Source organism: Amycolatopsis granulosa, assembly GCF_011758745.1.
Classification (GTDB): domain Bacteria; phylum Actinomycetota; class Actinomycetes; order Mycobacteriales; family Pseudonocardiaceae; genus Amycolatopsis_E; species Amycolatopsis_E granulosa.
This window is the reverse complement of record NZ_JAANOV010000001.1, coordinates 5,094,889-5,109,253: the sequence shown is the minus strand read 5'-3', so window position 1 is coordinate 5,109,253 and position 14,365 is coordinate 5,094,889. Positions and strand designations below refer to the sequence as shown.

At 71.4% G+C, this 14,365-nt stretch carries 10 protein-coding genes; 5 read left to right on the top strand and 5 right to left on the bottom strand.

Annotated features, from left to right (window positions below; all coding sequences use genetic code 11):
* Window positions 1-24 precede the first annotated feature (24 nt).
* From icmF to FHX45_RS25045, 5 genes are all read right to left on the bottom strand, one after another.
* The gene (icmF, locus tag FHX45_RS25070; RefSeq protein WP_167106773.1) at window positions 25-3,261 is read right to left on the bottom strand and encodes a fused isobutyryl-CoA mutase/GTPase IcmF; all 3,237 of its coding nucleotides are present in this window, start codon (window positions 3,259-3,261) and stop codon (window positions 25-27) included.
* Window positions 3,262-3,426: 165 nt separating this feature from the next.
* Window positions 3,427-4,035: an ATP/GTP-binding protein gene (locus FHX45_RS25065; protein ID WP_167106770.1), complete on the bottom strand. Its 609-nt coding sequence runs from the start codon at window positions 4,033-4,035 to the stop codon at window positions 3,427-3,429.
* Window positions 4,016-4,780 (bottom strand): DUF742 domain-containing protein, encoded by a 765-nt coding sequence (locus FHX45_RS27835; RefSeq protein WP_208406100.1) that lies wholly within the window; start codon window positions 4,778-4,780, stop codon window positions 4,016-4,018. Before FHX45_RS27835 ends, FHX45_RS25065 begins: the two co-directional genes overlap by 20 nt.
* Before the next feature lie 7 nt (window positions 4,781-4,787).
* On the bottom strand, window positions 4,788-5,228 hold the full coding sequence (locus FHX45_RS25050) for a roadblock/LC7 domain-containing protein (RefSeq protein ID WP_167106767.1): 441 nt from the start codon (window positions 5,226-5,228) through the stop codon (window positions 4,788-4,790).
* Entirely contained in the window at window positions 5,225-9,061 is a 3,837-nt protein-coding gene (locus FHX45_RS25045) for a sensor histidine kinase (protein WP_341771660.1), read from the bottom strand. Before FHX45_RS25045 ends, FHX45_RS25050 begins: the two co-directional genes overlap by 4 nt.
* A gap of 897 nt (window positions 9,062-9,958) precedes the next feature.
* Between FHX45_RS25045 and FHX45_RS25040 the strand changes: the two genes are divergently transcribed.
* Genes FHX45_RS25040 through FHX45_RS25020 form a run of 5 tightly spaced genes read left to right on the top strand, consistent with a single transcriptional unit; the run spans window position 9,959 to window position 14,344 of the window.
* Window positions 9,959-10,375 (top strand): DUF485 domain-containing protein, encoded by a 417-nt coding sequence (locus tag FHX45_RS25040; RefSeq protein ID WP_167106764.1) that lies wholly within the window; start codon window positions 9,959-9,961, stop codon window positions 10,373-10,375.
* Between the two features lie 4 nt (window positions 10,376-10,379).
* Window positions 10,380-11,978, top strand: a complete 1,599-nt coding sequence (locus FHX45_RS25035) for a solute symporter family protein (protein WP_167106761.1) — start codon at window positions 10,380-10,382, stop codon at window positions 11,976-11,978.
* A 12-nt stretch (window positions 11,979-11,990) separates the two neighbouring features.
* Window positions 11,991-13,148 (top strand): type III PLP-dependent enzyme domain-containing protein, encoded by a 1,158-nt coding sequence (locus FHX45_RS25030; protein ID WP_167106758.1) that lies wholly within the window; start codon window positions 11,991-11,993, stop codon window positions 13,146-13,148.
* Window positions 13,138-13,518: an adenosylmethionine decarboxylase gene (gene speD / locus FHX45_RS25025; RefSeq protein ID WP_167106755.1), complete on the top strand. Its 381-nt coding sequence runs from the start codon at window positions 13,138-13,140 to the stop codon at window positions 13,516-13,518. Before FHX45_RS25030 ends, speD begins: the two co-directional genes overlap by 11 nt.
* The gene (locus FHX45_RS25020) at window positions 13,499-14,344 is read left to right on the top strand and encodes a spermidine synthase (protein ID WP_167106752.1); all 846 of its coding nucleotides are present in this window, start codon (window positions 13,499-13,501) and stop codon (window positions 14,342-14,344) included. The genes speD and FHX45_RS25020 overlap by 20 nt, the downstream gene beginning before the upstream one ends.
* The last annotated feature ends 21 nt before the right edge of the window (window positions 14,345-14,365 follow it).

Genomic DNA, 14,365 nt, shown 5'->3' with positions numbered 1-14,365 from the left:
GGGTCCCGGGCCGGGCCGCGGCGGTCAGATGTTGCGCCGGTACTGGCCGCCGACCTCGAAGAACGCCTCCGTGATCTGCCCCAGCGAACACACCCGCGCGGCGTCCATCAGCACACCGAAGACGTTCTCACCACGTGTGGCGGCGTCCCGGAGCGCCTGCAGCGCCTCCTGGGCCTCCTGGCCGTGCCGCTGCTGGAAACCGGCCAGCCGCGTCAGCTGCGACTGCTTCTCCTCCTCCGTGGCGCGGGCCAGCTCGACCTCGACCTCGTCGTCCTCCGGGTGCGGGTTGCGGAACGTGTTGACCCCGACGATCGGCAGCGAGCCCTCGTGCTTGAGCCGCTCGTACAGCATCGACTCGTCCTGGATCTTGCCGCGCTGGTAGCCGGTCTCCATCGCCCCCAGCACCCCGCCGCGTTCGGCCATCCGGTCGAACTCGGCCAGCACCGCTTCCTCGACCAGGTCGGTCAGCTCGTCGATGATGAACGAACCCTGCAACGGGTTTTCGTTCTTCGCCAGGCCCCACTCCTTGTTGATGATCATCTGGATCGCCATGGCGCGGCGCACCGAGCTCTCCGTCGGCGTGGTGATGGCCTCGTCGTAGGCGTTGGTGTGCAACGAGTTGGCGTTGTCGTACAACGCGCACAACGCCTGCAGCGTGGTGCGGATGTCGTTGAAGCTCATCTCCTGTGCGTGCAGCGACCGGCCGGAGGTCTGCACGTGGTACTTCAGCTTCTGCGAACGCTCGTTCGCGCCGTAGCGCTCCTTCATCGCGATCGCCCAGATCCGGCGGGCGACGCGGCCCAGCACCGAGTACTCCGCGTCCATCCCGTTGGAGAAGAAGAACGACAGGTTCGGCGCGAAGTCGTCGACGTGCATGCCGCGCGCCAGGTAGGACTCGACGTAGGTGAACCCGTTGGCCAGCGTGAACGCGAGCTGCGAAATGGGGTTCGCCCCGGCCTCGGCGATGTGGTAGCCGGAGATCGACACCGAGTAGAAGTTGCGGACGCCGTGCTCGATGAACCACTCCTGGATGTCGGCCATCATCCGCAGCGAGAACTCGGTGGAGAAGATACAGGTGTTCTGCCCCTGGTCCTCCTTGAGGATGTCGGCCTGCACCGTGCCGCGGACGTTGCGCAGCGTCCACTCCCGCAGCTCGCCGGCCTCCTCCGCGGTGGGTTCGCGGCCGTGCTCGGCGCGGAAGGCGTCCATCCGCTGGTCGATCGCGGTGTTGAGGAAGAACGCCAGGATCGTCGGCGCGGGACCGTTGATGGTCATCGACACCGACGTGTTCGGCGCGGTCAGGTCGAAACCGTCGTACAGCGCCTTCATGTCGTCCAGCGTCGCGATGGACACGCCGGACGTGCCGATCTTGCCGTAGATGTCCGGGCGGGTGTCCGGGTCGTGCCCGTACAGCGTGACCGAGTCGAACGCGGTCGACAACCGCTTGGCCTCGGAATCGGCGGAGAGGTACTTGAACCGGCGGTTGGTGCGGAACGCGTCGCCCTCGCCGGCGAACATGCGTGCCGGGTCCTCACCCTCGCGCTTGAACGGGAACACGCCCGCGGTGAACGGGAAGTAGCCGGGCAGGTTCTCCCGGCGCAGGAACGACACCAGCTCGCCCCGGTCGGTGTAGCGGGGCAGCGCCACGCGCGGGATCCGGTTGCCGGACAGCGTCTCCCGCCACAGCTGGGTGCGCAGCTCCTTGTCCCGGATGCGGACGACGAGCTCCTGCTGCCGGTAGGACTCCGACAGCTCACCCCAGCGCTCCAGCAGCCCGGCGACGGACGAGTCGACTTCGGACTCCGCCTTCGCCAGGAGCCGTTCGATGGCCTCGGTGTCCGCGTTGTCCGCGGCGAGCGCGTCCTTCGCCGCGCGCAGGTGGTCGACCTGGCGGACCGACGCGACCTGCTCCCGCGTCTGCTCGTGGTAGCCGCGCACGGTGGCGGCGATGTCGGCGAGGTAGCGCTCACGCGCCGGCGGGATGATCACCGAGGCGCCGGTGGACACCTTGGTCCCGGCCCTGGGCAGCTGCCCCGCCGACACCGACAGGCCCCGCTCGGCCAGCGCGTCCCGCAGGTACTGGTACAGCGCGGTCACACCGTCGTCGTTGAAGCGCGCGGCGCTGGTGCCGAACACCGGCATGTCCTCGGGCGAGGCGCCGAACTCCTCGCGGTTGCGCAGCAGCTGGCGCGCCACGTCCCGGCGGGCGTCCTCGGCGCCGCGGCGCTCGAACTTGTTGATCGCGACCACGTCGGCGAAGTCGAGCATGTCGATCTTCTCCAGCTGCGAGGCGGCGCCGAACTCCGGCGTCATCACATACAGCGAGTAGTCGACGTGGTCGACGATGCCGGCGTCACCCTGCCCGATGCCCGGCGTCTCGACGATCACCAGGTCGTAGCCGGCGGCCTTGCACGCCAGCACCGCCTCGTCGAGCCCTTCCGGCACCTCGCCGCCGGCCTGCCGGGTGGCCAGCGACCGGAAGTAGATCTGCGAGCTGTCCAGCCCGTTCATCCGGATCCGGTCGCCCAGCAGCGCGCCACCGCCGCGGCGCCGGGTCGGGTCGACCGCCAGCACCGCGATCCGCAGCTTGTCCTCCTGGTCCAGCCGGAACCGCCGGATCAGCTCGTCGGTCAGCGACGACTTGCCGGACCCACCGGTGCCGGTGATGCCGAGGACCGGCACCGGCCGCGTCCGGGCCGCCTCCGTGATGCGCGCCAGCCGGTCGTCGTCCACGCGGCCGGCCTGCAGCTGGGTGATGAAGCGCGCCAGGGTCGGCACGTCGCCGGCCAGGAGGTCGTCGTCCGGCCCCGCGGGCACCTCCGCGAGGTCGTAGTCGCACTCCTTGATCATCAGGTTGACCATCCCCGGCAGCCCCAGCTGGAGCCCGTCGTCCGGGGAGAAGATCCGCGCGACGCCACGGGAGTGCAGCAGCTCGATCTCCTCGCGCACGATGACGCCACCACCACCGCCGTACACCTTGATGTGCCCGGCGCCGCGCTCGTTCAGCAGCTCCACCAGGTAACTGAAGTACTCGACGTGCCCGCCCTGGTAGGCGCTGATCGCCACACCCTGGGCGTCCTCGCTGATCGCCGCGCGGACGACCTCGTCGACCGACCGGTTGTGCCCGAGGTGGACGACCTCCGCACCCTGCGACTGGAGGATGCGCCGCATGATGTTGATGGAAGCGTCGTGCCCGTCGAACAGACTCGAGGCGGTGACGAACCGCACCGGGTGCGCGGGCCGGTGAAGTGAGGCGTTCATGCCTCAAAAATACTTGGACTTCCTACTATCGCAAACCCAAGCGTGACCGCCGCGACATCCCGCGGGGTACGGTAACGATTCAGGAGACGGGCAGCACGAAGCCGGCGCCGGACGGATGTGTGCCGGGCCGCCGCCCGGCACCCCGTTGCGCCTGTCCCGACTGGGTCAGGGTGTGCCCGCGCGCATCGCGATCCACTGCCGCATCGCGTACTCGACCAGCGTGATCAGCGTCTGCTTGGTCGATTCGCGGTCGCGGGCGTCGCACCGCACGATCGGGATGCTCTCGTCGATCGCCAGCGCCTCGCGCACGTCGCTCAGCTCGTGGTGCAGCTGCCCGTCGAAGGTGTTGACCCCGATGATGTAGGGCAGCCCGCGGTCCTCGAAGAAGTCGACCGGCGCGAACGAGTCCGCCAGCCGGCGGGTGTCCGCCAGCACCACCGCGCCGATCGCACCCCGCACCAGGTCGTCCCACATGAACCAGAACCGCTGCTGACCCGGCGTACCGAACAGGTACAGGATCAGGTCGGTGTCCAGCGACACGCGCCCGAAGTCCATGGCCACGGTGGTGGTCGACTTGTTGGGTGTCTGGTCGAGGTTGTCGATGCCGCGACTGGCGTCGGTCATCATCGCCTCGGTGGTGAGCGGCACGATCTCCGAAACCGAGCCGACGAAGGTGGTCTTACCGGCACCGAACCCACCGGCGACGACGATCTTCGCCGAGGTCATGGTCTGCGGCGCGGTCTGCCGCGGTGCCTTAAAGCCGACGGAGTCCACTCAACACCCTTTCCATCAACATGAGATGCGCCTCGGCGTCGTCGTTGGTCGACACCGTGCGGTGCACGGTGACCAGACCAGCATCGGCGGCGTCGCTGATGAGGACTCTGGCCACGCCGATCGGGACCCGCAGCAGCGCTGCGATCTCCGCGACCGACCGAGGTGTGCGACATTCTTCCATGATCGAGCGGTGCTCGAACTGCACCGTCAGCGTCCCGGCGTCCAGCCGGGCGAGGACGGCGTCCTGGACGGAGACCAGGGTCTCCAGCTCCAGTGCGACCCGGGCCTTGGTGCGGCCGCCGGTGAGCGCGTACGGGCGCACCACGGCGGTCTCCTCGGCGGGGTGGATCTCCGGCTCCTCCGGCCACACGGGCTGGGCCGGCTGGGCCGGCTCCGCGTGCTGGACGGGCTGCACCGGCTCGAAGAACCCGGTGCCCGGCGCGGAGCCGGACCGGCTCGCCGCCTGCACCCGGCTCTCCGGCGCCGGATGGGGCGACGGCGCCGGATGTGGTGAGGGCGCCGGATGTGGTGACGGCGAGGGCTGCGGCGCCGGTGCGGGCTTCGCCTGCTCGGCCCGCGGTGCCTCGGGGGCGACCGCCCGGTCCGGCTCGGGCCGCGGGTCGCGCTGCTTCTTGCGCTTCCGGCGGCCCCGACCGGAGTCCAGGCTGAAGCTGTTCATCACGTCGGCGAACGTGGGCTGTGCTTCGCCGCCGGACGGGGAGCCATTCTCGGATCCCGTGGTCATGTCGGCATCATCCCACCGGTTCGCCGATCAGGGCCCCGCCGGCACCCTGCAGCTGGGCGCGCAGTTCGGGGGTGAGGATCTGGCCCACCCGGTCGACGAGCATGGTCATCTCGTAGGCGACCTGGCCGATGTCGCAGTTCGGGGCGGCCAGGACAGCCAGGCACGAGCCGTCGCTGATGGACATCAGGATCATGATCCCGAGCTCCATCTCCACGACGGTCTCGTTGACCGCACCGGCCTCGAAGCACCGCGCCGCGCCCTGCGTCAGGCTGATGAGCCCGGAGGCCACCGCGGCGAGCTGGTCGGCGCGGTCGAGCGGCAACCGGTTCGAGGCGGTCAGCAACAGGCCGTCGGCCGAAACGACCACCGCGTGCGCCACGCCAGGCACACGCTCGGCGAAATCGTTGACCAGCCATCCGAACTGGTTTTGTGGCTGCGGCGTGGTCATTCACCCTCCATGGTTCCTTGATCGGGGTCGGCGGACTGAGCGGTCCGGTGCCTTCCACGCTGAACACCTTGCTGGAAACTGCTCAGCCTGCCACGCACGTCCTGCGGGTCGCGGCGAGTCCGCGGCGCCGCCGGTGTGGCCGCGCCCGGGGACAGGGCGCTGCCGGGCAGAAGCTGTTCGCCGCGGCGCCGCTTGGGCAGTCCCGCGGCGGTGAAACTCGACGGTGACGACGAGGACGCCGAGGAGACCGCCTGCACCGCGGCCCAGCTCTCGTCGGTCGCGAACGACCAGGAGCCCTCCCCGCCGGCCGGCCGCTGCGGCTCGGCCTCGGCCGGCTCGCGGGGCGGAACCGGCGGGCCGTCGGCGGCCCCCTCGGCCTGGGCGGCTGGACCGGCCTGTGCCGGCTCCGGCCGCTGGAACAGGCCGCTGCCCTCACCGGTGACGGGCTGGAACAGGCCGGTGCCCTCGCCGGCCGGCTGGGCGAATCCCGCGGTGCCGTGCTCCGCAGTCGCACCCGGCCGGCGCCGGGGCAGCCCGCTGCCGGACCCACTGCCCGGCGTGGGCTGCCGCTGCGGGAGAGCGGTGCCGGAGCGGTCCGGCTGGGGCGAACCACCGTCGGCCTGGGCGGCCGCGCCGGCCGGCTGCCTGTCCGCCCCGGGCCGCGCCGGCTGCCGCTGCGGTGGGGCACCTTCGCCCGGCGTGGTCTCCCGGCGGGGCAGCCCGGTCCCGGCCGGGGCGGCTTCGGTCTGGGCTGCGTCGGTCTGGGCTGCGTCGGTCTGGGCGGCGCCGGCCTGGGCCGGAGCCGGTTCGGTGCCGCTCGCCGGCTTGGGTCCAGGGCTGCTCGGGGCGGACTCGGTTCCCGTGGCTGTCGCCTGCGGCGCCGCCTCGTCCGTGCCTTCCGGTGCCGGGCGCCGCTGGGGCAGACCGCTGTCGGGCTGGGGCGTGACCGCGCTGTCCGGGGAGGTTCGCGGCTTCCGGCGGGGCAGGTCACCGCCGTCGGTGTCCGCGCCGTTCTCCGGCGAGCCGGGGAGCTGGGTGGCGGACCGCCCGGCCGGCTGCACCGGCGACCCCTGAGCCGTCCCGTCCGCCTGGTCCGTGACCGGAGCCGCACCGGTCTGGTGTGCACTGTCCTCGGTGGACTGATCCCGCTTGACGTGACGCGCCCGGTTCACCCCGTGCTGGAAGCTGCTCAGCCTCCCGCGCACGTCGGCCGGGTCGCGCGCCGGCACCTGCGGAGCGGCCGCGGGAGCCTCGCCGGTCGCACTGCCCGGAAGCAGCTGCTCGCCGCGCCGCCGCTTGGGCAGGCCGGCGTCGGTGAACGTCTTCGGCTCCGCCTGGGACGCCGCCTGCACGGCGCGCCAGTTCTCGTCGACCGCGAAGTCCCAGCTGCTGGCCGCCTTGGGGCTCGCCGGTTTGTCCGCAGTGGACTCCGTGGCGGCCGGCGGATCGTCGCTGCGGAACCACGCGGACAGCGTCTCGTCGAAGATCGGCGTCGTCTCGCGGCGCGACGGCGGCGGCGTGACCGGCTTCGGCTCGTTCGCGGCCGAGCTCCACCACTCCGACAACGGGCTGCTGTTCGCCGCGAACAGCGCCTTGCCACTGGGCAGTTCGTCGGACGCCGGCTCCGGCTCGGCGGGCGGCGCCACCGGCGGCGCGGGTGGCTGGCCGCCCTCCTCGGCGGGAATCGGGGTGAACAGCGCGGTGCCCGAGATCTCCAGGTCCGACGGCGGCCGCGGTGGCAGCACCCCGGCGTGCCCGTTGTGCCCGTCCTCGCTCTGACCGAAGTTCGCCAGCGCCTCCGGCCGCCCGGCCCCGTTGACCGTGCGCCGCCGCGGCAGCGCGGCCGCCGCGTCCGGCGCCTGCTGGCGGGCCGGTGCCGGCGCGGGCAGGTCCATCACCAGGTCCGGGGGCACGGTCACCGTCGCCCGCACCCCCACGATGTCCTTGCCGCCGTGCAGGACCACGCCGATGTCGTGCCGCCCCGCGAGGCGGCCGACCACGAACAGGCCCATCCGCCGGGACGTCGCGAGGTCGATCGTGCCGGCCTCGCGCAGCCGCGCGTTGGCCTCGGCAACCTCGGCCTCGTTCATGCCGATGCCCTGGTCGATGATGTCGACGACCAGCCCGCCGGCGTCGGACACCCGGGTCGTCACCGTCACCTGGGTCTCCGGCGCGGAGAACGCGGTGGCGTTGTCCAGCAGCTCCGCGACCAGGCGCATCAGGTCGCTCGCGGCGAACCCGACGATCCGCGCGTCCGGCGGCGCCTGCACCACGACCCGCTGGTACTGCTCGATCTCCGACACCGCGGCCCGCAGCACGTCGGAGGTGATGACCGGCTGCCCGGAACGGCGCCCCGGCTCGGCACCGGAAAGCACCATCAGGTTCTCGTTGTTGCGCCGCATCCGGGTGGCGAGGTGGTCGAGCTGGAACAGGGTCGCCAGCTGGTCGGCGTCCTCCTCGTCCCGCTCGAGCCGCTCGATCAGCTGCAGCTGCCGCTGCACGAGGCTCTGGCTGCGGCGGGACAGGTTGACGAACACGCTGCTGTAGCCGGCGCGCATGTTGGCCTGCTCGACCGCCAGCCGCAGCGCCTGGCTGTGCACCGCGTCGAACGCCCTGGCCACCTCGCCGATTTCGTCCTTGCTGTCCACCGGGACCGGTTGGACGTCGATCGTCTGCTCGCGGCCCTCCTGGATGTTGCGCACCGCCGCGGGCAGCTGCCGATCGGCGATGTCGTGTGCACCGGCCCGGAGCACCCGCAGCGAATGCAGCAAGTGGCGGGTGATCAGGATGACGACCGCGGCGGTGAGCACCAGCGCGAGGAACAGCAGTACCGCGAGCAGGCCCGCGTGGGTACCGGCGCTGTCGGCGAGGCCGGTGGCGGTGGCCGTGAGCTCGTTGCCCAGGCTGTCGCCGACCGTGGTGAGCGCGGCGAGCACCGACGCCGACACCGACGTCCATTGCGGCGCGGAAATTCCGTGCAGAGCGTTGGGCACCGAGGCGCCCTCGGCGGCGAGCACCCCGTTGACCAGCCGGGTGCGGGTGGTGAAGTCGGGACCGACGACGGCCTGGTCGAACTGGGTTTCCTGGGCGGCGGAGGCCGCGGCGCGGAAGTCGGCGAGCCGGTCGGCCACGCGCAGCTCGGCGGTGCGCAGGTCGTTGAGCTGGCCCGGGGTCAGGTTGCCGCGGGTGATGCCGTAGCCGAGCAGCGCCTGGGAGGTGGACACCTCCTCCTTGACGACCATCAGGTCGTGCAGGGCGCTCGGGGTGCCGCCGATGGCGTCGTCGCCGATGCCGGCGACCACTGCCGTGTCCAGCCCGACCAGCGCGTCGGTCATCTCGCTGTAGGCGGTCAGGGCCTGCACCGCGTCCAGGCGGCCCTCGGCGATCTGGCGGCGGACCTCGGCCAGGCGCCCGACCGCCGCGGTGGCCGCCGTGCCGGGTGCGCGGACGCTCCCGTCCGCGTTGGTGGCGCGGGCGATGGCGTTGCCGACCGGACCGGTCGCGGCGTCCACCTGCCGGCGGGCCGCGTCCAGCTGCGGCGAACTGCCGACGGTGCCCGGGGTGAGCAGGGCCGCTGTCTCGGTGCGTTCCCGCTCCAGCGCGTCCACCAGCGTGCGGACCGTGCCGCTCAGCTCGACCAGCCGGTTCATCCGCTCGTAGTTGCCGGAGCGCTCGACCTGGCTGCCGATGGTGATCCCGCCCAGCACCAGGGCAACCACGATGGGCACCAGGGACACGGCGGCGAGCTTGGCGGACAGCCGCCAGTCACGCCACCGCGTGAACGCGGCCCACTTCGACGGCTCCTTGGGCTGCTGGCCGAGGAGCTGCCCCACCGGCACCTGGCCCTGTCCTGCAACGGTCACGAAGGTGACTCCCTGTCCGGCGTTTCGTGTTCGCGTCGGTGGGCCGGACCCGTGGCGGGGCACATGGCGGCGGCACCGTGTGGCGTCAACCGCATGGCTCTCCTCGTCACGGGTAGAACTCGTCGCTTCTCGTGCAGCCCCAGCCCCAGCCGACGGCGCTGTCCCGGCCGCCCGCCGTCCCGCCGGACCGGATCACGGCGGCGGTGCCGTGCATCATGCGGTGTGCACAATGCGGTGCACAACACCGGTTTACGCTCGGTCACAGCGAGTCAGCGTGGCCCCGGAAGCGTACACCAATCGGGCTGACCGGAACTCCACCGAAGCCAGCCGGGCTGACCTGCGGAAACACCGGACGTGACCAGGGGTTGACCGGAAAATCCCTCGTCAGGGCACTGCGGGCCGTGCTTCCGGTTACGCGAGGACACGCCGGGGGCCACGAGCGTCACCCACATAGCCCAAGGTGTGCGGTGATAAATGGGAGAATCCGCACGGGCTGTACGAACAGCGCGTGCCGATACAGCCCAATACCCCCCGATCTTGTGGCATTCGCGATGATGTGGATTCCTGCCGGGTCACCGCCGTTGGCCAGCACTTTCCCACCATTGGCGCGGTGTTGCGCATTCCACCGCACCTCACCCCTTCAAGGTACGACACCCCGCGTCACATAACTGCCCGTCACATGCTTGCGCGGAATGACGTAGTCCTTTCCCCCGAACAGCGGATTAACCCATCCGGGTGGCGCAGCATCGCTTCACCCTGACGAGGTCCTCCCAGGTCCTCCGCCGGCAGCGGCCCAGGTCGGCGTGGCTAGCATGTGCGCCCACCGAAGGAATTCCACCGAGTTCGCTCGCTTGCCGGGAGGCAGAAATGCAGGACGTCGCCCCTACCCCTGCGGCGCCCAACCCCGTGGAGGATCCGGGAGAACTGCGGCCGCTGTTCGGCGCTCCCGCGGAGAAGGCGCCGCGGCCACGCCCTCCGGCCGGCCCCGACTTCGTGGCCATCCAGCACAGTCCCGAATTCACCGAGTTGCGCGGCCGCTTCCGGCGGTTCGTGTTCCCGATGAGCCTGGCGTTCGTGCTCTGGTACCTCGCCTACGTGCTGCTCGCCGCGTACGCCCACGCCTTCATGAGCACGAAGGTGTTCGGCGAGGTCAACGTCGCGATCGTGCTCGGGGTTCTCCAGTTCGTGTCCACGGCCGCGATCACCGCCGGGTACCTGCGGTTCGCGCGGCGCCGGATCGATCCCGGCGTGGACAAGGTCCGCCGGCAGGCAGGAGTGCAGTGATCCGATGAGCCACCTTCTCGTCGCGGGCAGCGCGACCGCGGACAGCAGCCCGATCCTGAACGTGGCCGTGTTCGCCCTGTTCGTCGCCATCACGCTGTACGTGGTGTACCGCGTGGGCAGCAGGCATTCCTCCCGCTCCGACTACTACGCCGCGGGCGGCGTGTTCACCGGCAGGCAGAACGGGATCGCGCTGTCCGGCGACTTCCTGTCGGCCGCCTCGTTCCTCGGCATCGCCGGCGCCATCGCCGTGCACGGCTACGACGGCTTCCTCTACTCCATCGGTTTCCTGGTCGCCTGGCTGGTGGACCTGCTGCTCATCGCGGAGCTGCTGCGCAACACCGGCCGCTTCACCATGGGCGACGTGCTGAGTTTCCGGATGAAGCAGCGCCCGGTGCGGGCCGCGGCCGCGACGTCGACGCTGGTGATCTCGCTGTTCTACATGCTGGCCCAGATGGCCGGTGCCGGCGGCCTGATCGCGCTGCTGCTGGACATCCGCGGCGGTTTCGGCCAGGCGCTGGTCATCGCCGTGGTGGGCATCGTGATGGTCGTGTACGTGCTGGTCGGCGGCATGAAGGGCACCACCTACGTGCAGATCATCAAGGCCGCCATCCTGATCCTGGCCGCGGTGCTGATGACGGTGTTCCTGTTCGGCAAGTTCGGGTTCAGCCTGTCGAACCTGCTCTCGCAGGCCGCCTACCGCAGCCCGATGGGCGAGCGGCTGCTCGAGCCGGGCGGCCAGTACGGCGCCAACGGCACCACGAAGCTGGACTTCGTGTCGCTCGCCGTGGCGCTGATCCTGGGTGCCGCCGCGCTGCCGCACGTCCTGATGCGCTTCTACACCGTGCCCAACGCGCAGGAGGCGCGCCGCTCGGTGGTGTGGGCCACCGCCTGCATGTTCGTGTTCTACCTGTGCACCCTGGTGATCGGCTTCGGCGCCGCCGCACTGGTCGGCAGCGGCGAGATCAAGGCCGCGCCGGGCGGCGAGAACTCCGCGGCGCCGCTGCTGGCCCTGCACATCGGCGGCACCCTGCTGCTGGGCATCATCGCGGCGGTCGCCTTCGCGACGATCCTCGCGGTCGTGGCGGGCCTGACGCTCACCGCGTCGGCCTCCTTCGCGCACGACGTGTACGCGAACATCGTCAAGCGCGGGCAGGCCGACCCGGCCGACGAGGTGCGGGTGGCGCGGCTGACCGCGATCGTGATCGGCGTGCTGGCGATCATCGGCGGAATCCTCGCCAACGGGCAGAACATCGCGTTCCTGGTCGCGCTGGCGTTCGCGGTCGCGGCGTCGGCGAACCTCTCGACGCTGCTGTACTCGCTGTTCTGGAAGCGCTTCAACACCACCGGCACGCTGTGGGCGATCTACGGCGGCCTGGGCGCGTGCCTGGTGCTGGTGGTCTTCTCGCCGGTCGTGTCCGGGGCGCCGGAGTCGATCATCAAGGGCGTGGACTTCCACTGGTTCCCGCTGAAGAACCCGGGTCTGGTGTCGATCCCGTTCTCGTTCCTGTGCGGCTTCCTCGGCACGCTGGCCGGCCGGGACAAGGCCGACGCGCGCAAGCACGCCGAGATGGAGGTCCGTGCGATGACCGGCATCGGCTCCTGAGACCCTTCGGCGGTGACACCAGCAACCCTGGACCGGATCCGCCGGTTCCTGCGTGAGCACGACCCGCCCGCACCGTGCCTGGTGGTGGACGCCGGCGCCGTCGCCGCCCGGGTACGGGAGTTCGGCCGGGACTTCCCGCATTCCCGGCTGTGCTACGCGGTCAAGGCGAACCCCGAGCCGGCCGTGCTCCGGGCCGTCCTGGCCGCGGGCGGCGGGTTCGACGTCGCGAGCCCCGCCGAGATCGACGCGTGCCTGGCCGCCGGTGCCGACCCGGCCGCGCTGTCCTACGGCAACACGATCAAGAAGGCCGCCGACATCGCCTTCGCCCACGGCCGGGGCGTGCGGGACTTCACCACTGACTCCGCGGGCGACCTGGCGGCGCTCGCGGAACACGCGCCGGGCGCGTCGGTATCGGTGCGGATCCTCGTCGACGGCCCGGCTTCGGCGACCCCGTTCGGGCAGAAGTTCGGCTGCGAACCGGACCGCGCGGCCGAACTGCTGGTCGCGGCCGGCCGGCTGGGGCTGGACGCCGCCGGGGTCGCGTTCCACGTCGGCTCGCAGCAGGCGGACCCGCAGGCGTGGGAGACGGGGATCGCGGCGGCGGCGAAGATCTTCGCCGAGTGCGCCGCCGCAGGTGTGCAGCCGCGGCGGCTGAACCTCGGCGGTGGCTTCGGCGTCACATATCGGGAGGCGGTGCCACCGCTGGAGTCCTACGCGCGGACGATCCGCGCCGCGGTGCGGGCGCACTTCCCCCGGGAACCGGAGGTCCTGCTCGAGCCCGGTCGCGCCGTGGTGGCGGAGGCCGGCCTGATTCGCACGGAGGTGGTGCTGGTGTCCAGCAGGTTCGGCCGGCGCTGGGTCTATCTCGACGTCGGGCGATACAACGGGCTGGCGGAGACCGAGAACGAGGCGATCCCCTACCGGCTGGATCCGCCCGACCGGTACGGTCCGCGCGGGCCGGTCGTGATCGCCGGACCGACCTGCGACGGGGACGACGTGATGTACCAGCGCACGCCGTACGAACTGCCGTTGTCGCTGCGGGCCGGCGACCGGCTGGACATCCTCGACGCCGGCGCCTACACGGCGAGCTACTCGTCGGTGGCGTTCAACGGGATCCCACCGCTGCCCACCTACTGCCTTGAAGGAGACACGACCACCCATGACACCTGAGATCGGCGCGTTCGCCGGGCGGCACGTCCTGGCCGAGCTGAGGAGCATCGACCCGGTGCTGCTGGACGATCCGGCGTTCCTGCGCGCGGCGCTGCGGGTGGCGGTGACCGAGGCCGGCGCGTCGGTGCGCGAGGTCGTCGACCACCGGTTCGAGCCCCAGGGCGTGACCGTGCTGGCGCTGCTGTCGGAGTCACACGCCTCGGTGCACACCTACCCGGAGGTCGGGGCGCTGTTCGCGGACGTGTTCACCTGCGGGCACCAGGCCGACCCGGTGCTGGCGGTCCGGCTGCTGGCCGCGGCACTGGGCACCACCGCGGTGCACATGTCGGTCGTCGACCGCGGGGAGAAGGATGTCGCGGCGAGTCGTTGAGTCCCTCGGCCCCGGGCTGTCGCGGGTGTGGGACGTCTCGGAGGTGCTGTTCGACGAGCACACCGGTTTCCAGCAGGTGCTGATCGGCCGCACCGCGCAGGGAGTGTCGCTGTTCTGCGACGACGAGCGGCAGAGCACCGAGGCGAGCCAGCTCGTCTACCACGAGGCGCTGATGGTGCCGGCGATGCTGCTGGCGGACGCGGTGCGGCGGGTGCTGATCATCGGGTCGAGCGAGGGGGTGGCGAGCCGGCTGGCGGTCGAGTTCGGTGCGACGCTGGTGGACCACGTGGACCTCGACCGGGTGGCGGTGCGAGCGTGCGCGGAGCTGCTTCCCTACGGCTACACCGTCGAGGAGCTGGAGGCGGCCGAGCGCGGGGAGGGACCGGTGCGGATGCACTACGCGGACGGTTTCGCGTTCGTGGACGCGTCCGACGGGGGCTACGACGTGGTGGTGATCGACCTGCCGGACGAGAGCACCGACGCCGGCGCCCAGCACAACCGGTTGTACGGGGCGGATTTCCTGCGCCGGTGCGCGGCGCTGCTCGCGCCCGGCGGCGTGGTGAGCTGCCAGGGCGGCTGCCCGACGCTGTGGCGCAACGACACGCTGCGCGCCGCGTGGGCCCGGTTCACCGAGGTGTTCGCCACCCCGGTGTACTTCGGCTCGGACGAGCACGAATGGGCGTTCCTGTCCGGCCGGGTGGACGAGGTGGCCGACCCGGTGGGGGCGATGATCTCCCGGCTGGGCACCCGCGCGCCCGCCACCCTGGACGCGCAGACCCTGCGTGGCTCGACCGTGGTGCCGTTCAACCTCCGCGCGCGCCGCTGAGCGGCCAACACACCGCCCCCC